The sequence below is a fragment of the Acinetobacter sp. PW68 genome (genome assembly GCF_020982655.1).
Lineage (GTDB): Bacteria > Pseudomonadota > Gammaproteobacteria > Pseudomonadales > Moraxellaceae > Acinetobacter > Acinetobacter towneri_A.
The window spans coordinates 715,735-741,691 of the sequence record NZ_JAHZSX010000001.1 but is presented as its reverse complement, the minus strand read 5'-3'; the positions used below and the strand labels follow the sequence as shown (position 1 = coordinate 741,691).

Below are 25,957 nucleotides of genomic sequence, written 5' to 3'. Positions count from 1 at the left end.
AATTGTGACAATTATATGACAAAGAGCTGCTATATAAAGCAACTTTCATACTTTATTTTCATACTTTAAGCTGTGTTTTAGGTGCATAAAAATAAAATAAATATTTAAATTTAAACACTTAGAATAAATAAACCTACTTTCCTTACGCCATTCTCTCAAATTTAGATTTATTACACGGTTGTCATATTTGTCTAAAAGTTCAGACAAATTTCAGGTTGAGCCAATTTTGCCTGAGCAATATGACAAAGCGATGACGCATCAAAGAAAATTAAAATTAGAATACGTATCATCACTGCTTTTATTTGGGATCAAAACCTACAGTACACTCCCCCTTCAAAATTCTAAAAATACCGCTTTATGCACTATTTTTACGACTTCCACTCGCTCTGGTCGCTTCAAGTGCACGAAAGCCTTGCGAACTCTGCTAAAATAGCGCTCATTTCGGATTCAGTCATAAAGGGTTTTTTATGTCAACGCTTACCACCCTGAAAGCGCTTCTTGCCCAAAGAATTTTAATTATCGATGGTGCCATGGGTACTATGATTCAACGCCATCAATTGGAAGAAGCCGATTATCGTGGTGAACGTTTTGCAGATTGGGCACATGACCTCAAAGGCAACAACGATTTATTGGTACTAACTCAACCGAAAATTATTCAAGACATTCACGAAGCCTATTTAGATGCGGGCGCAGACATTATCGAAACCAATAGCTTTAACGGCACGCGCGTTTCCATGTCTGACTATCACATGGAAGATTTGGTTCCAGAAATTAACCGTGAAGCAGCCCGTTTAGCCAAAGCAGCCTGTGAAAAATATTCAACACCAGACAAACCACGTTTTGTGGCAGGTGTACTTGGGCCTACATCACGTACTTGTTCAATTTCACCCAATGTAAACGACCCTGCATTTCGTAACATTACATTTGATGCACTTAAAGAAAACTATATTGAAGCTGCGCATGCCTTAATTGAAGGTGGCGCAGATATCCTGCTTATTGAAACTGTATTTGACACCTTAAACTGTAAAGCCGCGATTTTTGCAGTGAAAGAGGTGTTTAAACAGCTCGGACGTGAATTGCCGTTAATGATTTCAGGTACCATTACAGATGCTTCGGGACGTACATTAACGGGACAAACTGCAGAAGCATTCTGGAACTCGGTACGTCATGGCGATTTACTTTCTATTGGTTTTAACTGTGCCTTGGGTGCAGATGCCATGCGTCCACATGTCAAAACCGTTTCAGACGTTGCCGATGTATTTGTTTCTGCGCACCCGAACGCAGGCTTACCCAACGCATTTGGTGGCTATGACGAAACGCCTGAAGAAACTGCAGCTTTCCTCAAAGAGTTTGCTGAAAGTGGCTTGATCAATATTACAGGCGGTTGCTGTGGTACAACGCCTGATCACATTCGTGCGATTTACAATGCAGTAAAAGACATTCCACCACGTAAAATTCCAGAGATTAAACCTGCTTGCCGTTTAAGTGGTTTAGAACCATTTAACATTTATGATGATTCTTTATTTGTAAACGTGGGCGAACGTACCAACGTTACAGGTTCTAAAAAATTCCTGCGTTTAATTCGTGAAGAAAACTTTGCCGAAGCCTTAGATGTTGCACGTCAACAGGTAGAAAGCGGTGCGCAAATCATCGACATCAACATGGATGAAGGCATGCTCGATTCAGAAGGTGCAATGGTGCACTTTTTGAACTTGGTAGCATCTGAGCCAGATATTTCTCGCGTACCCATCATGATTGACTCCTCTAAATGGGAAATCATTGAAGCAGGCTTGAAATGTGTACAAGGTAAAGCAGTTGTCAACTCTATTTCCCTAAAAGAAGGCTATGACGAGTTTGTCGAAAAAGCCCGCCTCTGCCGCCAATACGGCGCAGCAGTTATTGTTATGGCCTTTGACGAAGTCGGACAAGCCGACACTGCAGCACGTAAACGCGAAATTTGTAAACGCTCTTATGATGTCTTGGTCAATGATGTTGGCTTCCCTGCCGAAGACATTATTTTTGATCCGAACGTGTTTGCTGTTGCGACAGGTATTGAAGAACATAACAACTACGCCGTCGATTTTATTGAAGCTACGGGCTGGATTAAACAAAACCTGCCACATGCCATGATTTCTGGCGGTATTTCTAACGTGTCGTTCTCCTTCCGTGGTAATGAGCCAGTGCGTGAAGCGATTCATGCCGTGTTCCTGTACTATGCGATTAAACAAGGCCTGACGATGGGCATTGTGAACGCAGGTCAGTTGGCCATTTACGATGACATCCCGAAAGAACTAAAAGATGCGGTTGAAGCAGTTATTCTGAACCAGAACCAAGGCGAAAGCGGTCAGGATGCCACAGAAAAACTACTCGAAGTAGCAGAAAAATACCGTGGTCAGTCAGGTGCACAAAAAGCCGAAGAAAACTTGGAATGGCGAAACGAATCTGTTGAAAAGCGTCTTGAATACGCTTTAGTGAAAGGCATCACCACCTTTATTAATGAAGACACCGAAGAAGCACGCTTAAAAGCCAAACGTCCATTAGATGTGATTGAAGGCCCGTTAATGGATGGCATGAACGTGGTCGGTGATTTGTTTGGTGCAGGTAAAATGTTCCTGCCACAAGTGGTGAAATCTGCGCGTGTAATGAAACAAGCCGTTGCATGGCTCAACCCGTACATCGAAGCTGAAAAAACCGAAGGTCAGTCTAAAGGTAAAGTCTTGATGGCAACGGTGAAAGGTGATGTACACGACATTGGTAAAAACATTGTTGGCGTGGTCTTGGGCTGTAATGGTTATGATATTGTCGATTTAGGCGTGATGGTACCTGCAGAGAAAATCTTGCAAACGGCTATTGATGAAAAAGTCGATATTATTGGCTTGTCTGGCTTAATTACACCATCTTTAGACGAAATGGTTTTTGTTGCTAAAGAAATGCAGCGTAAAGGCTTTAACATTCCATTGTTGATTGGTGGTGCAACTACATCTAAAGCGCATACGGCAGTTAAAATTGATCCGCAGTTCTCAAACGATGCTGTCATTTACGTTGCCGACGCTTCGCGTGCCGTTGGTGTTGCGACGACCTTACTCTCTCCTGAAATGAAACCTGCTTTTGTTGCAGAGCACCGTGCGGAATACGCTAAAATTCGTGAACGTATTGCCAATAAACAACCTAAAGCCGCGAAATTGTCGTATGCGGAAGCCATCGACAATGGTTTGAAAATTGATTGGGACAACTATACGCCCGCAGTACCAAACTTAATTGGGACTCAAGTGCTGACTAATTATCCACTTGAAACCTTGTTGCCATACTTTGATTGGACACCATTCTTTATTTCTTGGAGTTTGGCGGGCAAATTCCCAAAAATTTTGGAAGATGAAGTGGTGGGTGAAGCTGCAACTGACTTATACAACCAAGCGCAAGCCATGCTCAAAGATATTATTGCAAATAATCGCTTTGATGCACGTGCAGTCTTTGGGATTTACCCTGCCAACCGTTCTGCGGCAGATTCAGTACAAGTATATGATGCAGCACGTAATCAAGTAACGCATACCTTCCATCATATTCGTCAACAGTCAGACAAAGTAACAGGTAAAGCAAACTTGTCTTTGGCAGACTTTGTCGCAACTGCAGAGCAAGGGCAAGATTACTTGGGCGGCTTTACCGTGTCGATTTTTGGTGCGGAGGAAATGGCCAATGAGTTTAAAGCCAAAGGGGATGATTATTCTGCCATTTTGGTGCAGTCTTTGGGTGACCGTTTTGCAGAAGCGTTTGCAGAGCATTTGCATGAGCGTATTCGTAAAGAATTCTGGGGCTATCAGCCAAATGAGCAGCTAAGTAATGAAGAGCTAATTAAAGAGAAATATGTGGGGATTCGTCCTGCACCAGGCTACCCTGCTTGCCCTGAACACTCTGAAAAAGCCACACTATTTAACTGGTTAGGTTCAACTGAAAAGATTGGCACACAGCTGACCAGCAGCTTTGCGATGTGGCCGCCTTCATCTGTCAGCGGCTTCTACTATGCTAACCCTGCTTCTGAGTACTTTAACGCAGGTAAAATCTCGTTAGATCAGCTTGAAGATTACGCACAGCGTAAAGGCTGGAGTTTAGATGAAGCGAAGCGTTGGTTAGCTCCAAACTTGGATGATTCGATTAATTAATTGCTTTATGCCGCATGGGTAGTTCATCGGCCCATGCGCTATACATAATGTCATTGCAAAAGCCAGTGAATTGTAAAATTCACTGGCTTTTTGTTTTATAGGGCAATTCGATACTTAGTCGAAATTTGTTGAGTGATTCGTAAGCGTCCGCTGAACACACCTTATGAATTCATCCTATAAGCCTTAATTTAGTCCCCACTTAAAAACAAGTGGGGACTAAAATTTATGACTACAAATCACCAGACATCCATCGCATCTCTTGCGAAAAAACGAAGAACATACAGTGCTGAATTTAAACAGCAGATCGTTCAGGCTTGTAAAGCACCGGACGTTTCAATTGCTTCAGTCGCTTTGCAACATGGATTGAATACAAATCTTGTATCCAAATGGATTCGCTTAATTGATGCTAAGCCAGGGAATGATCGCTCACCACTACCGAATAAACCTGCATTTATTGCCTTATCTTGCTCTGCACCATTAGATCCTACTCCTACTGACATGTTAACGGTTCAAATTACTTTACCCCACTCAAAAGCAGAAATTGGCTTGAAATGGCAAGTATCAGAAATATCTGCTTTAGCAGAATTGTAAGCATCCGGCTAACACAGCCTTACCAAGCGATCCTATAAGCCTTAATTTAGTCCCCACTTAGAAACAAGTGGGGACTTAAATTTATGACTACAAATCATCAGACATCCATCGCATCTCTTGCGAAAAAACGAAGAACATACAGTGCTGAATTTAAACAGCAGATCGTTCAGGCTTGTAAAGCACCGGACGTTTCAATTGCTTCAGTCGCTTTGCAACATGGATTGAATACAAATCTTGTATCCAAATGGATTCGCTTAATTGATGCTAAGCCAGGGAGTGATCGCTCACCACTACCGAATAAACCTGCATTTATTGCCTTATCTTGCTCTGCACCATTAGATCCTACTCCTACTGACATGTTAAAAGTTCAAATTACTTTACCCCACTCAAAAGCAGAAATTGGCTTGAAATGGCAAGTATCAGAAATACCTGCCTTGGCAGAATTACTCAAGGTGCTGGCAACATGATCCGTATCGATGAAATCTGGCTTTCTACCCAACCTCTGGATATGCGAGCAGGGATGGATACTGTCATGGCTCAGGTGGTGAGAGCCTTTGGCTACATTAAACCGCATTGTGCTTACCTGTTCTGTAATAAACGTGGCCATCGCATGAAAGTGCTGGTACATGATGGACTGGGCATCTGGCTGTGTGCCCGGCGGCTGGAACAGGGAAAATTCCACTGGGCTAAAGTTCACCAGGGTGAAAGCGTAGCTCTCAACCCGGAACAGTTACAGGCATTAATCCAGGGTTTGCCTTGGCAGCGCATTGGACGACAGCAGGTGGTCACGATGCTCTAAACCAAGCTCGGCTATTCTGCTATCCTCCAAACGTTCTATTTCATTCTTCTCATGACCTCAGGCATACTGCGGTCATGAATACGCTGCCAGATTTAAGCCAACTGACCCATGAACAACTGCTGGAATTCACCCGGCAGTTGGCGATGCAGCATCAACAACTCGCAGAAGATAAACAACAATTAGATGCTCAAGTTCAACATCTGGAAGTATCAAATCAACAATTAGGTACCAAAGTTCAACATCTTGAAGTCACCAATCAGCAATTAGATTCTAAAGTTCAGCATCTTTCTATTCTCAATCAAAAATACGAGCATGAACTGGCGCTGTTTAAACAGCATAAATTCGGCAGTAAAAACGAACATCTCACCGCAAAACAAATCCATCTGTGGGATGAGGCGGTCGAAGAAGATATCGCAGCCGTTGATCTGGAATTAGAACGATTAAATGCAGATAAAACCCATGCAGCGACACAGAAAGCCACAGTCAACAAACCTAAACGTCGACTGCTGCCAGATCATCTACACACCATCCGTATTGAGCATGAACCTGCATCAACCCAATGCAGTTGTGGCTGCCAGTTACGTCGTATCGGCGAAGATATCAGTGAAAAACTGCATTTCAGACCGGCACAGTTCTATAAGGAACAGCATGTACGTGGCAAATGGGTCTGTGATCAGTGCGACACCCTGACTCAGCAAGCGATGCCCGCCTATGTGATTGATAAAGGTATTGCCAGTCCTGAACTGCTCAGCCATGTGCTGGTATCGAAGTATGCCGATCATTTGCCGCTGTACCGTCAGCGCCTGATCTATCAGCGGGCTGGCATTGATCTGTCCAGATCCACGTTATCTGACTGGATTGGTCGCTGCGGTGTGGAACTGGAACCTCTGGCCAATGCCTTAAAACAGGTGGTGCTGCAACAGCGGGTGATCCATGCCGATGAAACGCCGGTCACCATCATGCGGATGGGTGATGATGAGAAAAAACCGAAGAAAGGTTATGTCTGGGCCTATGCCACCACACAGTATAATCCAGTTCAGGCGGTGATCTATGACTTTCAGGATAGTCGTTCAGGCCAGCATGCTGAAGAGTTCTTGAAAGGCTGGCAGGGCTATCTAGTCTGTGATGATTACAGTGGTTATAAAGCACGTTTTAAATCAGGCCAGGTGATTGAGGTAGGGTGCATGGCCCATGCACGTCGTAAATTCCATGAACTGCATGTAACTGGGAAAAGTCAGGTTGCTGAACAGGCCTTAGTGCTGATTCAGAAACTGTATGCGATAGAAGCAGAACTCAGGAAAAAGACCGATGGTACAGCGGAAGACCGCCGCGAATACCGACAACAGCATAGTCAACCAGTGATGCAACAACTATATGAATGGCTCAACCAACATCATCTGACAGTGCCATCGAGTTCTCCCACCGCCAAGGCTATCAATTACACTCTGAAGCGTTGGCCAGCCTTAAGCCGCTATCTGGATGATGGCAATCTACCGATATGCAACAATTGGGTAGAGAATCAGATGCGTCCCTGGGCGTTGGGACGCAAGAACTGGCTGTTTGCAGGTTCGCTGCGCAGTGGTCAGCGAGCGGCAAACATCATGACTTTAATCCAGTCAGCAAAGCTGAATGGCTTGGATCCGTATGCCTATTTAAGTGATGTGCTGAAAAGGCTGCCGACGCATAAAGCGACCCAAATTGAAGAATTGCTGCCACACTGCTGGAAACCTAAATCGAATTAAAATTGGTATGGGATTCAGCGGACGCTTACGCAGAATTACTCAAGGCACTTGCAACATGATCCGCATTGATGAAATCTGGCTTTCTACCCAACCTCTGGATATGCGAGCAGGGATGGATACGGTCATGGCGCAGATTATGAAAGCCTTTGGCTACATTAAACCGCATTGCGCCTACCTGTTCTGTAATAAACGTGGCCATCGCATGAAAGTGCTGGTACATGATGGACTGGGCATCTGGCTGTGTGCCCGGCGGTTGGAACAGGGCAAATTTCACTGGGCTAAAGTTCACCAGGGTGAAAGCGTAGCCCTCAGCCCGGAACAGTTACAGGCACTGATCCAGGGTTTGCCTTGGCAGCGCATTGGACGACAGCAAGTGGTCACAATGCTCTAAACTAGCTTGGTCCATTCTGCTATTCTCCAAATGTTGTATTTCATTCTTCTCATGACCTCAGGCATACTGCGGTCATGAATACGCTGCCTGATTTAAGCCAACTGACCCATGAACAACTGCTGGAATTTACCAGACAGTTGGCAATGCAGCATCAGTCTCTGGCACAATCAAATCAAGAATTAGAAAAATCAAACCAACAATTAGATACCAAAGTTCAGCATCTTGAAGTATCCAATCAGCAATTAGATGCTCAAGTTCAACATCTTTCCATTCTCAATCAAAAATACGAGCATGAACTTGCGCTGTTTAAAAAGCACAAATTCGGCAGTAAAAACGAACATCTCACTGCAAAACAAATCCACCTGTGGGATGAAGCGGTTGAAGAAGATATTGCCGCGGTTGATCTAGAACTGGAACGGCTGAATGCAGATAAAACCGATGCAGTGACACACAAAGCCAAAACCAATAAACCTAAACGTCGACCACTGCCAGATCATCTACACACCATCCGTATTGAGCATGAACCTGCATCAACCCAATGTGCTTGTGGCTGCCAACTTCGTCGTATCGGCGAAGATGTCAGTGAAAAACTGCATTTCAGACCGGCACAGTTCTATAAGGAACAGCATGTGCGTGGTAAATGGGTCTGTGATCAGTGTGACACCCTGACTCAGCAAGCGATGCCCGCCTATGTGATTGATAAAGGCATTGCTTCACCTGAACTGCTCAGCCATGTTTTGGTATCGAAATATGCCGATCATTTGCCGCTGTACCGTCAACGTCTGATCTATCAGCGGGCGGGAATCGAACTTTCTAGATCAACTTTATCTGACTGGATAGGTCGCTGCGGTGTAGAACTGGAACCTCTGGCCAATGCCTTAAAAGAGGTGGTACTACAACAGCAGGTGCTGCATGCAGATGAAACACCGGTCACCATCATGCGGATGGGTGAGAATGATAAAAAACCGAAGAAAGGTTATGTCTGGGCCTATGCCACTACACAGTACAATCCAGTTCAGGCGGTGATCTATGACTTTCAGGATAGTCGTTCAGGCCAGCATGCTGCAGAGTTCTTGAAAGGCTGGCAGGGCCATCTGGTCTGTGATGATTACAGTGGTTATAAAGCACGCTTTAAATCAGGCCAGGTCATAGAGGTGGGCTGCATGGCCCATGCACGTCGTAAATTCCATGAACTGCATGTGACCGGGAAAAGTCAGGTCGCTGAACAGGCCTTAGTGCTGATTCAGAAACTGTATGCGATAGAAGCAGAACTCAGGAAAAAGACCGATGGTACAGCGGAAGACCGCCGCGAATACCGACAACAGCATAGTCAACCGGTGATGCAACAACTGTATGAATGGCTTAACCAACATCAACTGACTGTGCCATCGAGTTCTCCAACCGCCAAGGCCATCAATTACACTCTGAAGCGTTGGCCAGCTTTAAGCCGCTATCTGGATGATGGCAATCTACCTATAGATAATAATTGGGTGGAAAACCAGATGCGACCTTGGGCGTTGGGACGTAAGAATTGGCTATTTGCAGGTTCGCTGCGCAGCGGTCAGCGAGCAGCCAATATCATGACATTAATCCAGTCAGCAAAGCTGAATGGGCTGGATCCGTATGCCTATTTAAGTGATGTTCTGAAAAGGTTGCCGACACATAAAGTGACCCAAATAGAAGAATTACTGCCACACCGCTGGAAATCCGACCAAAATTAAAAAATAGGTATGGGATTCAGCGGACGCTTACAGTGATTCGACTGTTAGAGGTGTTTTCTTAACTACGCTTGTGTAGCCAAATATCAGCTTCTTTAAACAAAAAAAACCCTTGAAAAATCAAGGGTCTTTTTAAATTTGGCGGAAGCGGTGAGATTCGAACTCACGGAGGACTCACACCCTCGTCGGTTTTCAAGACCGGTGCATTAAACCGCTCTGCCACGCTTCCAATGGCGGCTATCATATAAAGAAAAATTCAGCTTGGCAAATAGTTTCTAAAAATTATGATCCAAATGTTCAAAATAAAATCAAAAATCAGTCATTTTCTGCAATTTCAGGCTTTTCATAGCGTATCGAATTAATAAACCAGCTCTTTTTGCCCAGCGGTGTCTGCACTTCCACCTCATCATCCACCTGTTTAGACAACAAAGCCCGAGCCATTGGTGAATCAATCGAAATATGTTGTGGATGATGATCATAAATTTCATCCACGCCCACAATTCTCAAGGTCCTTTGCTCGCCTTGTTCATTTTCAATTTCGACCCATGCGCCAAAATATACTTTACCCTCTTGTTCAGGTGCAAAATCGACAATGCGCAACTCTTCTAAACGCTTGCCCAAATAACGCACCCGACGGTCAATTTTACGCAAAAGCTGTTTGTTATATTGGTAATCTGCGTTTTCCGAGCGATCGCCGAGACTTGCCGCCCAGTTTACTTTTTTGGTGATTTCAGGGCGTTCTTCATGCCACAAATGCTGTAACTCAGCCACGAGTTTATCGTGTCCAGAACGTGTAATTAAGTTAGATTTCATGGTGTTTTTGCAGCCAGTTTTTTACATTTGGTTAACATCAATCCTATATTTTATTGCATTTTTATACACAATAAAAATTTATAAAATTTATTCCCTAATGAAATTAATATCTTATGTTGTATTTTTTAAAAAACTTATGTACAAAATTTGACATCCAAAATTTTCATCTTTATTATTCGCACATCTTTTTATTTTGATCACTTTTTGACCTGTGTAGAAATTTTACACATTTTCCCTTTAATCCCAAGTCATTTTGAATGACGTCATGACTGCCCAACCCTTATTGAATTTATCAAACTTGAAAAAGTTCAAGGCATGTTGCCTTTGCTTTTTAGGGCATAAATTACTTGTAGCGGAGCCAACATGCACAGTAGTTCAACGTCTGGGTCTAGGCTTAGCCTTCACTCATTTTTTAATCACCTCCCATTCAAAGTCCTCGCTTTCAGTACTGCTCTTCTCCCATTTCACAGTATTAACGCAGGCAAAGCCGTTCATCAATTTGACAGCGTCGTCAATCAGAATAAATTGACCGTTGTGTCAGTGGTAAATCCAACCACAGTGTTTAAAGATGGACAACATTTACACGGCTTTGGTTATGACCTTGTGCGTAACTATGCCGACAGCATGAATGTGAAACTCGAATTTAAAACGGTAAGCGACAATGCGACCGCATTAAAATGGGTGTCTTCTGGTAAAGCGAACTTTGCCATGACCACGTCGAGTATCCAAAGTATTGAAAAGCAGCAACTCACGGCATTTTCAGCCAGTTGCGGTGATTTAAATACTTTAAAGCGCAATGGTTTAAATACTGAGCTGAACTGGGTGTTTAAACACGCAGATGATCCACTGAGTCAAACCGCAAGCAACTTTGTGTGTCGTGGCAAGCAAAACGGCGCCATTAGCCAATTGGCTTCATTTTATAATCGTAATGTGGTCAAACAAGAATCGTGGGATATCATCCAGCGTGATTTGCGTAATCGCTTACCTTTATATAAAGCCAACTTTAAAAAGACGGCCACGCAGTATGATTTAGATTGGCATCTTTTGGCGGCAATTGGTTATCAGGAATCTTACCTTAAGCCAAACTCAGTTTCGCCAACAGGTGTGCGCGGTATTATGATGCTGACCAATAACACAGCCAAAGCAATGGGCGTTAGCAACCGTACCGATCCTGCTCAAAGTATTCAGGGTGGTGCCAAGTATTATGACCAAATGCTGAGCCGTTATGAACATATTCCGTTTCCTGATCGTAACTGGTATGCCCTTGTCGCTTATAACATGGGTCCTGGTGCAGTCAGTCAAATTCAGAAGCGTATTCGCTCACAAGGAAAAAACCCGAACAATTGGGTGAACCTGTATGCGTATTTAGACAGTAACAAAGCCAGCAATGGTCGTTATCGTCAAGCAGTGCAATACGTGACTCGTATTCGCGCTTACCTTGAGCATATTAAGACCACACCGCAGTTGGTGAATATCTAAAACTTGCCTAGCGTAATTGAATTGCAGTGTTTATCAGCTGCAATTCAAACATGAATAATGCGCTGTTAAAGCTGCAGCGCATAAAAAAGCCTAGTTGATACATCAGCTAGGCTTTTTTTGTACTATAGCGGGAAATACGTCTGCTACAGTGCAAATCGCTTGAATTAAGTAGATTGCTCAAGAATCTTCTTAAATAAGTCCTTTTGTTCTTGGCTTGGTTTTGCAGTTTGTAATGCCATTAATTGTGACATATCGCCCTGAACTTTAATTTTACCAGTCATAAATGCTTGCATAGCCGCCGCCATGTCAAACTCTAGGAAAACTTTACGTAAAGTCTCCGCATCCATATTTAAAGTTGTTTTTGCGTTGTCCGCCAAACCTTTTTGGATTTTACCGCCCTCTAAAGACAACTCTGTGTTGCCTGCAGCATCAGTCACCACTAAGTTAATTGCCAGATTTGCAAGTGCTGGAGGTAGGTTTAAATCACCAGCTTGAGCCGTTAAATTTTCTACAGTTGCAAACCAATCATCAGTTAAAAAAGCAGGCATGATTTTTCCTCAATATATTTGTGCATGTGTGTTGTCTATCCAGACACCATCATTATTAAGCTTTTTGCTTGCTGATTGTTATAGCATGAACCTTTCGCGAAAGGCTAAGAAATTTTGTACGGGACGTTCAGTTTTTGTATTTTTAGTCGATATAACGACTTTCTCAAATAAATCAAATTCATAAAAAACACCAAGCACTGGCTTGGTGTTGATTACATTTTGCAGGGATTGACAAGCTGTTATCGCTTAGTCTGCAGCGTAGCCTAAATTGACCATATTGATGCGTTTGTTCTGCTCTGCTGCGTTTTGTTCGGCCTGATCGGCAAAATCAAATACGCGCTGACTGTCTAACGCTTCAAAGTCGAACAATTCACGGTCTGCCAACTGCGATGGCGATACATTCTGTATTGCACCAAAAATACTATGTAAACGCTTAGGATGTGCTTTATCCCACTCACGTAGCATGTCGTTAATAATCGCACGCTGTAAGTTTTCCTGTGAACCACACAAATTACACGGAATAATTGGGAATTTACGCATTTCTGCATATTTAATGATGTCTTTTTCTTCCACATAAGCCAATGGACGAATTAGCATATTTTTCTTGTCTGATGACAGCAACTTCGGTGGCATAGCTTTCAAGCTACCGCCATGGAACAAGTTTAAGAAAAAAGTCGCCAAAATATCATCACGGTGATGCCCAAGCGCCACTTTGGTTGCCCCTATTTCCTGAGCAAAACCATACAAAGAACCACGACGCAAACGCGAACACACTGCACAGTAAGTTTTACCTTCAGGCGTTAAACGCTTGGTGATGCTATAGGTATCTTTTTCTAAAATGTAATAAGGGATGTTATTTTCTTCTAAATAACGCGGCAATACATCTTCAGGGAAGCCCGGTTGTTTTTGGTCTAAGTTCACAGCCACCACATCAAAATTGATGGGTGCGATGCGCTTGAACTGCAACATAATGTCCAACAAGGTATAACTGTCTTTACCACCAGAAATACACACCATGACTTTATCGCCATCTTCAATCATGTTGAAGTCACGAATCGCATGCCCGACTTGGCGACGCAGCTTTTTCAACAAACGATAATACGCAGAGCTAGTTGGAAGTTCTGGTTTGAAATTAAAGCCTTGATCGGACTCAACTGGTGAGAACATAGACGCGATTAACCCATGAAAAAAATTACCGCGCAATTTTAGCCGATTCAGACCCATCCCGCATCAAAAGAATGTAATTTCATCGCAATCTTCCTTTTGGTCGAAAAACTTAATTTCTGACTGCGCGTTTCATTTTTGTCTGAGCAGATCTTTTTATAGCAAGTTTGAACCCGCAAGTTCACTTTTTCACCAAGATGTTTATCTTTTGGACTTTTCCACAGTTTTCCACAAAAGTTGTGGATAACTTTGTGGATTTAAAACAACTTGACAACCCCTCTTCTCGATATTCTAAGGCTTCTCTTTAAGTTGGTTGTTTTTTGATCGATTTTATTTTTATTTAAAAATCATGTATTTAAGCATGTCAAGCTGAACCAATTAAAAAAAAATAAATATTTTTTTTTGATTACTCTGTCAGCAATTGAGCTTGATTTTTTTCAACACTACTGGAAATGAATTTGTACAAAGCCTTTTCATCTGTGAGATTTTTGTTAAACTCCTTATAACTGTTTAGGGACAGCTTTTAATGTATTCACAGCATGAACAATAAAATTAATGCCTTTTTACTGTATATTTTGGGGACTGCCAGCATCATGCCTTTGGCAACCACTACGCACGCAGGTCAAATTTATATGTATAAAGACAGCAATGGGAGTACCTTGCTGACCAACCGTAAAAGTGCAGATCGTTCACTGACTAAAGTAAAAGTCACCTATTATCCAGACAGTAATATTCACAGTTATCGCAACTGGGGCAATTCCGAAGCATCAGTATTGCCAAGTTATAGCCGCAATAAAAATGCCTTTGACCACATTATTCAGCAAGCAGCACAGCAACACGGTGTTTCAGAAGGTCTAATTAAAGCCGTGATGCATACTGAATCAGGTTTTAATGTCAACGCCCGCTCGCCAGTGGGTGCGCAAGGTTTAATGCAGCTCATGCCTGCGACAGCACGGCGTTTTAATGTCAGCAATGCTTATGACCCGCAAGAAAACATTATGGCAGGGGCAAAATATTTATCTTGGTTACTCAAACGCTTTAACGGCAACACCACTTTAGCTTTGGCGGGTTATAATGCAGGCGAAGGGAATGTGGCAAAATATGGCGGCGTACCACCTTTTCGTGAAACACAGGACTATGTACGTCGTGTGACCAGTCGTTATAGCAACCTGTATGCCAGCGGCATTAGTGCAAGTGCTAACAACAATGCGATCACGGCAAATAACACTAGCAATACTCAGAGTCAAAATGCCCAAGTGATTGCGCAGTCAGACAATTACACTGCCAGTAATCATCAAGTCGCAGCAAACAAACGCCCACAACGTCAAATTATTATGGCCGCCGATGGTCGCTTTACCGATGCACCTGCAGGTTCATACGCGACAGGGAATGCCACAGCTTCGGCACGTATTTTTATTTCAGAATAAAAGCTAAAGCGCTTCATTTGTGCTTGCGGCAACGCAAGCTATTTTGAAATGCCAACTGCAATATCAGCCAAAATATTTTTAGTACAGTTTTATTATTTTTTCTTGAATTTTTAATACATACACCGCATATTTACGGCATGGTTTATTAATAAATCAGATTACATTTTTAATATAAGAGGATTTACTCAATGATGCGGATTGGTTTGTTCTTGCTAACCAACCTCGCGGTACTGGTGGTAGCTGGCATAATTTTGTCACTCTTCGGTGTCGGTAGTTACCATGGCGCGGGTGGCTTAAACCTAGGCAACCTGTTGGTCATCTGTTTTGTCTTTGGTATGGTTGGCTCTTTAATTTCACTATTCATGTCTAAATGGATGGCGAAAAAAACAACTGGGACTGAATTAATTGACCCGAATGCCCCTCGTAACCAAGCTGAAGCGTGGTTATTAAATGAAGTTGCACAATTGTCGCAACGTGCTGGTATCAAAATGCCAGAAGTGGGTATTTTCCCTTCTTACCAATCGAATGCTTTTGCAACAGGTTGGAATAAAAACGATGCTTTAGTGGCTGTATCTACAGGGCTACTTGAGCGTATGAACAAAGATGAATTACGTGCAGTTTTAGCACACGAAATTGGTCACGTTGCCAATGGCGACATGGTCACCTTGGCACTAATTCAAGGTGTGGTCAACGCATTCGTCATGTTCTTTGCCCGTGTTGCAGGTGACTTCATTGACCGTAACGTATTTGGTCGTGAAGATGGCGAAGCACCAGGCTTGGCTTATTTTGCAATTACCATTGTACTGGATATCGTATTTGGTATTTTGGCCTCTTCAATCGTGATGTGGTTCTCGCGTCAACGTGAATACCGTGCCGATGAAGCTGGTGCACGTTTGGCAGGTAAACAAGCCATGATTTCTGCATTATTACGTTTACAGGCAGAATCTGAAATGCCAGATGCAATGCCAAAAGAAATGAAAGCTTTTGCGATTTCTGCAGGTAAAGAAGAAGGTTTTAGCTTGGCAGCGTTATTCCAAACTCACCCAAGCATTGAACAACGTGTTGCAGCCTTACAGCAATTAAATTTACCTTAATGCGCATAGCAACATATTAGCAGTTACACAAAAAAGCTTCCTCAGGGAAGCTTTTTTCATGTCTGTAAATGAGATCTGCTGCGTAGTTTTGGACTTTAAACAGGTTCTTTTAAACAGCAAAACTTTGTGACCAGTGCCACAACCAACTTGCACCGAGCCAGACTGCCCAAATAAAGAAAATAAGAAAAATCACGCCAAGCAAATCAGGCAAATGTAACCACAGCCATGCCACCACTGGATTACGCCAAAATGCCGACTGCTGCTGTTTGCGCTCCAATCGCTCATGTAAAAACGGATGCACCACATGATGTTCGCTGTGAATCTGATATTCTTCGCGGATATGCGTATGCACTACATCTAAAGCTTTACGGCTTGGGCGAATAAATACATCAAATACTGTACCGACAATGGGTACAAAACCAACTACTGCATCTACCACAGCAAGTTTAATCACTGGGGTGAGTTTAGTTTGCGGTACACCAATTTGTTTGGCTTTATAAATCGCATAACAGGTCAGTGCAAAACCTGCGACATCCCCCGCGACAGGTACAGTGCCTAATGCGGCATCGGCTCCTACACCCTGCTTGGTAAATGGAATACGCACCACAGAATCCATCATATTGGCAAACTTGGCTAAATCGCGTTCTAGGCGAACCACCTCTTGCTGGCTGAGTTTTTTTGTAGATGCAGACTCTGGCATAGAAAAATTATCATTAGGCAAATGCAATCTCATTGAGAATAAAGCTGTTTTTTGCTCAGGTCTATATTATTTTGATAAATAGAGTTTTGATCATTGGAAAAAGTTTTAAGATAAGCGGGCAATAAGTCACCTCATCACCGACAGCATTTAAAGTAACAACTGAGAGGCGATAAATAAGTACACTACCACGCCAGTTGCATCACAAATCGACGTTACCAAAGGCGCAGAGGCACTAGCAGGGTCTAGTTTCATGCGATACAAAATAAAAGGTAGACTCATGCCAATTAAACAGCCCATCAGCACAATGCCCAACATACTGAGTGCTAAAACCACAGACACCATCATATCGCCACGGTAATAGCCTAAAATTGAGACGGCAAAAGCCATCGTACCACCCAAACACAGCGCTACCAAACTTTCGCGGCAGAGTAAATGCAACCAATCTTTGACTTGCACATCACCTGTAGCCAGTGCCCGCACCATTAAAGTTGCAGACTGAGAGCCCGCATTACCCCCACTCCCGACTAAAAGTGGCAAGAAAAACACCAGCACAATATGTGCTGCAATAATTTCTTCATAATGGGCAATGCCGATTCCTGACAATAAACTACCAAATACCAAAATCACCAACCACGACACACGTTTACGATATAAAAATAAAATTGGCGCAGTTTTTATGCTCATACCTGGTGAAGACGCGACCGCACTAGATTTTAAAAAGTCTTCCGTGGTTTCTGCCTGTACCACGTCCATCGCATCATCATAAGTCACAATGCCAAGTAAATGCTGTGCGTTATCTACAATCGGCAAGGCCAAAAAATCATAATGGCTGAGTTTTTGCGCAATACTTTCCTGATCTTCTGTCACTAAACCAGTAACTAAATCGGTGCGCATCACATTTTTAATTTTCTGTTCAGGTGAGTTTTGAATTATTTCTCTTAAAGAAATCACCCCCAATAGTTTCATCAGTTCATCGACAATATAAATCAGGTATAAAGTTTCCCGATCTGCGGTCATTCTGCGCAATTCATCTATGGCTTGTTGCATGTTCAGTTCTGGTGAGAGCACCACGAAATCCGAACTCATAATCGCGCCCGCAGATTCTTCAGGATAACCCGCCAAAGACTGAATCTGTGCGCGCTTTTCTTCCGTAATATGTAAGCTGACAAAGTGCTGTAAATGCGGTGACAGTAATTTAAATAAGTCGGTGCGGTCATCTGAATGCATGGCTGAAATCAGTTTGACCAATTGCTGAGGTGCAATCGCTTCGGCAATTTGAAGTTGCGAATGCAGTGGTAAAAATTCCATCACCAAGGCAGCACTGTCAATTTGTTCAATTAAACTCAGCTGTGCTTTCAGACTCAAGTGCTGCATTAAGTCGGCTAAATCGGCAGGATTAATACTGTCTATCAAGCTGCGCACTGTACTTGGCTGATGTAATTGCAAGGCATGTTCTAACTGTTCAGCGTGCAGATTGGTCATTAATCTCACCCACTCCATCATTCCAAAACGTAAAATGAAGAATGGGCAAAGTTTCTCAGCCCAAACCAACCCTTTAAAAACCCGAAAATCTGTAGATTTATACAAGATTTTTAGCGTTTCATATCATAGCCTATAATTTTACTAAGTACTTAATAAAAAACATCTTTAGTTTGTGGGTGATGAACGACTCACTTGAAATACATAACGAATCAACACATACATAAACGGAATAAAAATAAGCACTAAAATTGTGCCAAAAACGACACCGCCCAAAACACTTACCCCAATTTCCTGACGGCTTGCTGCGCCTGCACCAAATGCAAATACTAGCGGCAAAATACCTGCACCAAATGCCAATGAGGTCATTAAGATTGGTCTGAGCCGCAAACTTGCACCTTCTAAAGCAGCTTGAATCACCTGTTTGCCTTGTTGCTGCGCAGCCGAAGCAAATTCCACAATTAAGATGGCATTTTTACATGACAAACCAATGGTGGTCAGCAAGGCAATTTGGAAATAAATATCGTTCGGGAAACCTGCCAAATAGCTGAAAATAATATTTCCACCAATTCCTAAAGGAATGGCACTCATGACCGCTGTTGGAATACTCCAACTTTCATACAAGGCCGCAAGGCACAAGAAAATAAACCCGATGGAAACCAAATACAGTAACAAAGCCTGATTGCTAGACTGATTTTCTTCAAAAGACAACCCACTCCATGCCAAGTCAATGCCCTGCTGCTGTGCCACCATCTGTTCTAAATCACGCATCGCTTGCCCCGAGCTATATCCTTCAGCAGTATCGGCTTCCATTTGCAAAGCGCTATAACCCATAAAACGATTGACGACTTCTGGCCCACCACTCCAGCTGAGTTGAGCAAACTGGCTAAAAGGTACCATTTGATTTTGCTGACTGCGTACCGACCATTGGTTCAAATCTTCAGGTTTGCCACGAAACTCGGCATCACCCTGCATAATCACGCGTTTAATTCGACCACGGTCAATAAAATCGTTGATATAACTGCCGCCCCAAGCTGCAGCTAAAGTGCTATTAATCGCCGTTTGATTTAAACCTGCTGCCATCGCCTGTTTCTGATCAATCGTGACGTTTAGCTCTGCTTTTTCAGGATTAGCGCGTTGATCTAAATTTTTAAAGCTTTGATATTGAGTGGCTTGCTGCTGCAAATTTTGAAATTGCTGGGTTAAAAAATCACGTCCTGTACCATTCACATCGCGCATCCAAAACTCTAAGCCATCGGTTTGCCCCAAACCACGGACTGCTGCGGGCATGCCAATGGTAATTTGTGCATTGGGATGCTGTCGAAAATGCTGCATGGCACGTTCACGAATGGCTTGTGCAGTATGTTGCTGCCCTTGACGTTCATTCCAATGTTTTAGCGCAATAAAACCCTGCCCTAAATTCTGCCCTGTTCCTGAAAAATTACGTCCATAACGAATCATCACCAAATCGACATTATGGGCTTCATGCTGCATAAAGTATTCGCGTATGCTTTCGCCCACTTCACGACTTTTAGACAATGGCGCACCTTCCTGTAATTTAAATTGCACCGACAACATACCCTGATCTTCATTAGGAATAAAACTGGTAGGTAAGGCACGGTAAAACAAAGCAAAAACCGTCAATAAGCCTGCAAAAATAACCAGACAAACCGCTTTATGCTGAATCGTCCAGCCTGATAATTTGAGATAGTGTTGTTTTAAGCTTTCCAGTTTTTGATTAAACCAGATCGCCCATTGGGCAGGTTGTGGATTGGGTTTTAAAATCAAGGCACACAAAGCAGGCGTTAAAATTAAGGCCACACCTAAAGACAGCACCATCGCAGTGACCAAGGTGATGGAAAACTGGCGATAAATTACCCCAGTCGAACCACCAAAAAATGCCATAGGGATAAATACTGCGGTCAAAACCAAGGTAATGCCGACCAAAGCACCGCTAATTTCCTGCATCGATGCGATGGATGCCTGTTTAGCCGAGAGCTGCTGTTCGTGCATTAAACGCTCGACGTTTTCGACCACGACAATCGCATCATCCACTAACAAACCAATCGCTAAAACCAAAGCAAATAAGGTCAGCGTGTTAATACTCATGCCAAAGAGTTGCAACACGGCCATGGTGCCTAAAATCACCACAGGCACGGTTACGGTAGGAATGAGCGTCGCGCGCCAGTTTTGTAAAAACATGAACATCACGATGACGACTAAAATCACCGCTTCAATTAAAGTTTTCACCACTTCTTTAATCGATTCCTGCACGAAAGGTGTGTTATCGCGTGGATAGACAATTTGGTAACCTTCGGGTAATTGTTGTTTTAAATGCTCAATTTGTTTTTGAATTAAGGCTGAAGTTTGTAACGCATTGGCACCAGACGATAATGAAATCCCCATCCCTGCCGATGGAAAACCATTAATGGTATTAAAGCTTTGATAATTTTCTGCACCAAGTTCAATACGTGCCACATCTTTTAAATAAACAAAGCCACCTGCCTGATCTGCTTTTAAAATAATATTTTCAAATTCTTCTACCGTTTTTAAGCGTGAACCTGAGGTGACTTTGGCATTGAGATATTGTTCTTGTGCTGTGGGTAATTCACCAATTGCGCCTGCTGCGACTTGGGTATTTTGTGCCAATACTGCAGCACGTACATCACTTGGCATCAGCGCATATTGTTTTAACTTTATCGGATTCAGCCAAATCCGCATTGCATATTGTGCACCAAAAACATCGACCTCACCCACGCCTTCAATGCGTGCCAGCTCTTGCTCTAAATGACTCATCATATAGTCAGACAAGGCTATATTGCTGCTTTTGCCTGTGGCATCGTACAGCCCAATGACCATGTGGGTATCACCCAATGATTTAAAGACATTTACCCCCTGACGCTGCACATCTTCAGGTAAGCGGTTAATTGCGCCATTAATCGCATTTTGTACCTGGACTTGTGCGGTATCGGGGTTGGTACCATTTTCAAAACTAATGCTGATGCGACTTCGTCCTGAAGAATCACTGCTAGAACTGAAATACAGTAAGTGATCTAAGCCTTTAATTTGCTGTTCTAAAACCTGTGTGACGCTTTCTTCAACGGTTTCTGCCGAAGCTCCCGTATAGGTTGCGCTGACAGTGATACGAGGTGGTGCAATGTCTGGATAGCGTTCTACTGGTAAATTTAATACTGAAAAAATCCCGAGTGCCATCACCATAATGGCGAGCACACCTGCAAAAATTGGACGTTCAATAAAAAATTTAGACAGCATAAAACTGGATCACTTATAGATAACAATAATGAGATTTATATGAAATGAATCAAGTGGATGAAGATCATCAAAAAAAACTTGAAACCGTATTTCAAATTAACACAGCTAAATAGAACTTCGATGACTGCACATCAAAAAATCTAGTTTTGTCACAAAAATGTTGATTGGTCTTCATTTTTTCTCACAGATTTTTGTGTACACCCTCCCAATTTTGGGATAGCACCTAAACTCATCTAATTTCTATACTGCAGACATGACAATTTGAATAACAAGGAATTCGTGATGAAAAAAACTTTATTATGCTTAACTTTAGCAGGCTTACTGAGTGCATGTGGCGGTTCAGACAATGATTCTGATAGCAATCCGAATCCACCGCCGAGTTCAACAACACAAATTGGTGTACTAACCGATGGACCTGTAGTTGGGGTTAAATATCTCAGAGCTTCGAATTCAGGTGAAAGTATTGAAGGTACAACCAATGATAAAGGTGAGTTTGAATATAAGGAGGGCGATACTGTTCGCTTCTTGATTGGTGATGTGCAACTGGGCGAAGTCATTGAAGCTAAAGCACGTATTACCCCACTAGATTTAGCTGAAAGTGAAAATGCCCGTACCAACTTAATGGTATTGCTACAATCTTTAGATGCCAATGGCGAGCATAGCGATGGAATTCAGATTAGTGCGGAGACTCAAGCAGCCTTCAAAGCTGTAAATCTAGATTTTGAACAAAGCAGCACAGACTTCGCAACTGAAGTGCTTAGCAAAACACCCCTCACAGAAGATCAACTCGTGACACCAGAAAAAGCTGCAGAAAACTTCCAAGCCACCTTTTATAAAGATATTGCTGGAACTTGGGAAATTGGACGCACCAATACATCTGCTGTTGTATTACATATTTTACCAGACGGACGTTACGTGCTAGGTGAAGCAGATGAAGCTGATGTAACGGGGCAACCTGGTATTGAAATAGGACGACTAAATTGGAATGCTTTAACTTCAGCGCTGAGTCCTGATATCTCAGTCGATACAAACGGTGACTATGGGCTTTCACATCCTGACAATGATGGTCATTACCGCTTAAGTTATAATGGCACAGATCTAGTGCTGACTGATGTAGGAAGTAATAGCACCTATACTTTAACTAAAGTAAAACAATCATCAAGTTTAGTCGGCACATGGAAGTTCTCAGACACTCAACTCTTTGCCTTCTTTGACAATAACTACTACTTCTTCCTTGATGGTATAGGTGGTGACGATTGCGGTTGGGCTGGAATTGAATATGGTAAGTTATCCATTACTGCGAATACACTCACACCTACCGAAGTTTTTTATGACACCAACGAATGTGCTGGATTCCATGATAGCTATGACAATTCTAAATCAATTGTAAACTATACTATTTCAGGCACAAGTCTGACCATAGGCACACAAGGCGAACCCTCTGTTACCCTTCAACGTAGTAACTAAAATACTCAGAAGCAGCTTAAGCCAGATTTAGGCTGCTTTAACCAATATGCTCAAAATGAATGGTACAGCCCATTAATAAATGCATGAGCTCAATTTGCGAGTTGCATTGGGTTTTTTCATAAATATTTTTAAAATAAGTGCGCACCGAACTGAGCGTAACTCCACAATGTTCCGCAATTTCTTCTAAATTACAACCATTCAACAACAACTCACACAGCTCAAACTCACGTTTAGACAATTGATAAGCTTGCTGCAAATAGGCTTTTGACAAGGCATAGTGCTGATGCTTATCGGTCAGAAATACCGCAATTTGATGTTGTCCTGCATCTTGATGCTGTATATTTTTTAATTTAGAAAAAGGTACGATAGTCAGCATTAATTGTTGTCCTTTCGCATCTGACAAAGACAATACACCGCCTACATCTGCGTTTAAAACCGACTGTCCCAACAACGCTGAATGTAATAATTGATCTAAACGACTTTGATCATAAGCATGGGTTTTTAAACGATTACACAAGTCCAAATCTAAACATGAATCGTGTTCCAGCATGCTTTGAGCTAAAGGGTTTGAATAAGTCAAACTCAGCTGATGATCAAGCAAAATCACACCTGTTTTTAAATGATCGAGCACGCTATACAAACTTAAATTTTCTTGTTTAACCAAACTAAACTGACGATGGATTTGTAAAGCACGGCGCAAATGCACACCCAAATGCTTTAAAAAATCCAACTCTTTTTGTTGATACGGCGCTACATCTGGCGCACGGTGTAGTCCCAAAACCGCCCAACGATGTGAACCCTGATCGAGCAAAACAGCCGAGATATAACTAATTCCCGTCGGATTTAAACAGCGTTCATAAAAGATATATTCATCACTTTCAGGGTTTTCCCCATAATGCGATAAATCCGAGCTCGCTACTTGCCCCACACCTAAATTTTCCCACAATACTCGGTGTAACTGCATGTCAATCACGCGAATCCGCTCATCACGATAGGCATGCAAAGCTTCATCTGGAATATTGTGACTAAATAAAAAATCGTAACTTGGACTAAATTGATCTAAGGCAGTAAAAATGGCAGTTTTACTGTCTGTATATTGAACAATTTTTTCAATTACTTGCGGCCATAAACTCACATCTACAGCGGCATCATAAATACTGCCTATAATTTCGTGTTCTCGGTTATCCATTTTTATCCCCTTTATGCCTACTCCAATCTGCATTACATTTATTTAATCATTTGTTTTTATTATTGTTATAAACAAGAATAATGAGTTTTATTCACAAAAAAAAGTAGTTTAGATATATATCACACATTTAATGTGTAAATAAAAAATAGCTAGGTGATTTTGTCTTTTCATGTGCGCAATCTCTACATTACAAAAACCTGCGCCATAAAAAAACCCCGTATCTGACGATACGAGGTTTTTGAAGTTTGGGTACGCTGAGGTTTACATCATACCACCCATGCCACCCATGCCACCCATATCTGGCATTGCTGGCTTGTCTTCTGGAATTTCAGTAATCATACATTCTGTTGTTAACATCAGGCCAGCAACAGACGCTGCATGCTCAAGTGCAGAACGAGTTACTTTTGCAGGGTCAAGAATACCCATTTCCAACATGTCGCCATATTCACCAGTCGCAGCGTTATAACCATAGTTACCTTCACCGTTCTTCACAGCATTGATTACTACAGATGGCTCATCACCAGCATTGGCTACGATTTGACGAAGCGGAGCTTCGATTGCACGACGAAGAATGTTGATACCTACGTTTTGGTCATCGTTAGCACCAGTCAGACCATCAAGTGCAGATGCAGCACGTACCAGTGCAACACCACCACCCGCAACAACACCTTCTTCAACCGCAGCACGAGTTGCGTGAAGCGCATCATCCACACGGTCTTTCTTCTCTTTCATTTCAACTTCAGTTGCAGCACCAATTTTGATGACTGCTACACCGCCTGCTAATTTAGCAACACGTTCTTGAAGTTTTTCTTTGTCATATTCAGAAGTAGATTCTTCGATTTGCGCACGGATTTGCTGAACACGCTCAGAAATCTGATTTGCATCACCAGCACCATCCACAATCACGGTGTTTTCTTTAGAGACTGTAACTTTGTGCGCGCTACCCAAATGCTCTAGTGATGTTTGCTCCAAAGACATACCAATTTCTTCAGAAATAACCGTACCGCCTGTCAAGATTGCAATATCTTGAAGCATTGCTTTACGACGATCACCAAAACCAGGCGCTTTCACCGCACATACTTTGATGATGCCACGCATGTTGTTCACAACAAGCGTTGCCAGCGCTTCGCCCTCAACATCTTCAGCGATGATTAATAATGGCTTGCCTGTTTTTGCAACCGCTTCTAGGACAGTAATCAGTTCACGAATGTTGCTGATTTTTTTATCAACAAGAAGAATGAACGGGTTTTCAAGTTCTGCAGTCAAAGTATCTTGTTTGTTCGCGAAGTATGGCGAGATATAACCGCGGTCAAACTGCATACCTTCTACAACGTCAAGCGCGTCTTCAAAGCCTGAACCTTCTTCAACAGTGATTACGCCTTCTTTACCAACGCGTTCCATTGCTTGTGCAATAAGTTTACCTACTGTTTCATCAGAGTTTGCAGAGATCGAACCCACTTGCTCAATCGCTTTAGTATCAGATGCTGGTTTAGCCGTTGCTTTAATGTCTGCAACGACTGCCTTAACAGCAAGGTCGATACCACGTTTCAAATCCATTGGGTTCATACCCGCAGTTACAGATTTGATGCCTTCATTTAAAATGGCTTGTGCAAGTACTGTTGCAGTGGTCGTACCGTCACCTGCGATATCATTGGTTTTGCTAGACACTTCTCGTACAAGCTGAGCACCCATGTTTTCAAACTTGTCTTTTAACGTGATTTCTTTCGCAACAGATACACCATCTTTAGTGATGTGTGGCGCACCGAAAGAACGGTCAATCACTACGTTACGACCTTTAGGGCCTAAAGTTACTTTAACTGCGTCTGCAAGTACGTTTACACCTGCGATCATTTTTGTGCGAGCTGAATCACCAAATTTTACGTCTTTAGCTGACATGTTTAACTCCAAATATTTTTAAATAATGTT

At 42.5% G+C, this 25,957-nt stretch carries 19 protein-coding genes and 1 tRNA gene; 11 read left to right on the top strand and 9 right to left on the bottom strand.

Annotation, left to right across the window (positions count from 1 at the left end):
• Window positions 1-467 precede the first annotated feature (467 nt).
• From metH to tnpC (K1T76_RS03435), 7 genes are all read left to right on the top strand, one after another.
• Window positions 468-4,157: a methionine synthase gene (gene metH, locus K1T76_RS03465; RefSeq protein ID WP_230244072.1), complete on the top strand. Its 3,690-nt coding sequence runs from the start codon at window positions 468-470 to the stop codon at window positions 4,155-4,157.
• Between the two features lie 225 nt (window positions 4,158-4,382).
• Window positions 4,383-4,748, top strand: coding sequence for an IS66-like element accessory protein TnpA (gene tnpA, locus K1T76_RS03460; protein ID WP_230244071.1), 366 nt, complete (start codon window positions 4,383-4,385; stop codon window positions 4,746-4,748).
• A gap of 83 nt (window positions 4,749-4,831) precedes the next feature.
• On the top strand, window positions 4,832-5,215 hold the full coding sequence (tnpA, locus tag K1T76_RS03455; protein WP_004828545.1) for an IS66-like element accessory protein TnpA: 384 nt from the start codon (window positions 4,832-4,834) through the stop codon (window positions 5,213-5,215).
• Window positions 5,212-5,547 (top strand): IS66 family insertion sequence element accessory protein TnpB, encoded by a 336-nt coding sequence (gene tnpB, locus K1T76_RS03450; protein ID WP_004828548.1) that lies wholly within the window; start codon window positions 5,212-5,214, stop codon window positions 5,545-5,547. Before tnpA (K1T76_RS03455) ends, tnpB (K1T76_RS03450) begins: the two co-directional genes overlap by 4 nt.
• A 74-nt stretch (window positions 5,548-5,621) precedes the next feature.
• Complete coding sequence (tnpC, locus tag K1T76_RS03445) at window positions 5,622-7,289, top strand: IS66 family transposase (RefSeq protein WP_230243967.1); 1,668 nt, start codon at window positions 5,622-5,624, stop codon at window positions 7,287-7,289.
• Between the two features lie 55 nt (window positions 7,290-7,344).
• Window positions 7,345-7,680 (top strand): IS66 family insertion sequence element accessory protein TnpB, encoded by a 336-nt coding sequence (gene tnpB, locus K1T76_RS03440; protein ID WP_171489061.1) that lies wholly within the window; start codon window positions 7,345-7,347, stop codon window positions 7,678-7,680.
• Between the two features lie 74 nt (window positions 7,681-7,754).
• Window positions 7,755-9,401 (top strand): IS66 family transposase, encoded by a 1,647-nt coding sequence (gene tnpC, locus K1T76_RS03435; protein WP_230243708.1) that lies wholly within the window; start codon window positions 7,755-7,757, stop codon window positions 9,399-9,401.
• A gap of 136 nt (window positions 9,402-9,537) precedes the next feature.
• Here tnpC (K1T76_RS03435) and K1T76_RS03430 read toward each other — a convergent pair.
• Window positions 9,538-9,627, bottom strand: a tRNA-Ser gene (locus tag K1T76_RS03430).
• An 86-nt stretch (window positions 9,628-9,713) separates the two neighbouring features.
• Entirely contained in the window at window positions 9,714-10,211 is a 498-nt protein-coding gene (greB, locus tag K1T76_RS03425) for a transcription elongation factor GreB (protein WP_230244070.1), read from the bottom strand.
• A gap of 363 nt (window positions 10,212-10,574) precedes the next feature.
• Between greB and K1T76_RS03420 the strand changes: the two genes are divergently transcribed.
• On the top strand, window positions 10,575-11,690 hold the full coding sequence (locus K1T76_RS03420) for a transglycosylase SLT domain-containing protein (protein WP_230244069.1): 1,116 nt from the start codon (window positions 10,575-10,577) through the stop codon (window positions 11,688-11,690).
• A gap of 164 nt (window positions 11,691-11,854) precedes the next feature.
• Here K1T76_RS03420 and K1T76_RS03415 read toward each other — a convergent pair whose 3' ends face one another.
• Window positions 11,855-12,238 carry an SCP2 sterol-binding domain-containing protein gene (locus tag K1T76_RS03415; RefSeq protein ID WP_230244068.1) on the bottom strand — a complete coding sequence of 128 codons (384 nt, stop codon included), beginning with the start codon at window positions 12,236-12,238 and terminating at the stop codon, window positions 11,855-11,857.
• Window positions 12,239-12,484: 246 nt separating this feature from the next.
• On the bottom strand, window positions 12,485-13,405 hold the full coding sequence (ttcA, locus tag K1T76_RS03410) for a tRNA 2-thiocytidine(32) synthetase TtcA (protein ID WP_230244067.1): 921 nt from the start codon (window positions 13,403-13,405) through the stop codon (window positions 12,485-12,487).
• 590 nt (window positions 13,406-13,995) lie between these two features.
• On the opposite strand from ttcA, the gene K1T76_RS03405 reads away from it, so the two are divergent.
• Window positions 13,996-14,829, top strand: a complete 834-nt coding sequence (locus K1T76_RS03405) for a lytic transglycosylase domain-containing protein (RefSeq protein ID WP_230245611.1) — start codon at window positions 13,996-13,998, stop codon at window positions 14,827-14,829.
• A gap of 188 nt (window positions 14,830-15,017) precedes the next feature.
• Window positions 15,018-15,923 (top strand): protease HtpX, encoded by a 906-nt coding sequence (gene htpX / locus K1T76_RS03400; protein WP_004972117.1) that lies wholly within the window; start codon window positions 15,018-15,020, stop codon window positions 15,921-15,923.
• Window positions 15,924-16,032: 109 nt separating this feature from the next.
• On the opposite strand, the gene K1T76_RS03395 is transcribed toward htpX, so the two are convergent.
• The 3 genes from K1T76_RS03395 to K1T76_RS03385 all read right to left on the bottom strand — a co-directional run bounded on the left by K1T76_RS03395 (window position 16,033) and on the right by K1T76_RS03385 (window position 21,375).
• On the bottom strand, window positions 16,033-16,623 hold the full coding sequence (locus K1T76_RS03395) for a DUF4112 domain-containing protein (RefSeq protein WP_230244066.1): 591 nt from the start codon (window positions 16,621-16,623) through the stop codon (window positions 16,033-16,035).
• A 147-nt stretch (window positions 16,624-16,770) separates the two neighbouring features.
• Window positions 16,771-18,105: a magnesium transporter gene (gene mgtE / locus K1T76_RS03390; RefSeq protein WP_230244065.1), complete on the bottom strand. Its 1,335-nt coding sequence runs from the start codon at window positions 18,103-18,105 to the stop codon at window positions 16,771-16,773.
• A 165-nt stretch (window positions 18,106-18,270) separates the two neighbouring features.
• Window positions 18,271-21,375 carry a multidrug efflux RND transporter permease subunit gene (locus K1T76_RS03385; protein WP_230244064.1) on the bottom strand — a complete coding sequence of 1,035 codons (3,105 nt, stop codon included), beginning with the start codon at window positions 21,373-21,375 and terminating at the stop codon, window positions 18,271-18,273.
• A 282-nt stretch (window positions 21,376-21,657) separates the two neighbouring features.
• On the opposite strand from K1T76_RS03385, the gene K1T76_RS03380 reads away from it, so the two are divergent.
• On the top strand, window positions 21,658-22,842 hold the full coding sequence (locus K1T76_RS03380) for a hypothetical protein (RefSeq protein WP_230244063.1): 1,185 nt from the start codon (window positions 21,658-21,660) through the stop codon (window positions 22,840-22,842).
• 37 nt (window positions 22,843-22,879) lie between these two features.
• Here K1T76_RS03380 and K1T76_RS03375 read toward each other — a convergent pair whose 3' ends face one another.
• Together K1T76_RS03375 and groL are read right to left on the bottom strand one after the other, a co-directional pair.
• Complete coding sequence (locus K1T76_RS03375) at window positions 22,880-24,031, bottom strand: LuxR C-terminal-related transcriptional regulator (protein ID WP_230244062.1); 1,152 nt, start codon at window positions 24,029-24,031, stop codon at window positions 22,880-22,882.
• A 261-nt stretch (window positions 24,032-24,292) separates the two neighbouring features.
• Complete coding sequence (groL, locus tag K1T76_RS03370; protein ID WP_180052218.1) at window positions 24,293-25,927, bottom strand: chaperonin GroEL; 1,635 nt, start codon at window positions 25,925-25,927, stop codon at window positions 24,293-24,295.
• Window positions 25,928-25,957: the final 30 nt, after the last annotated feature.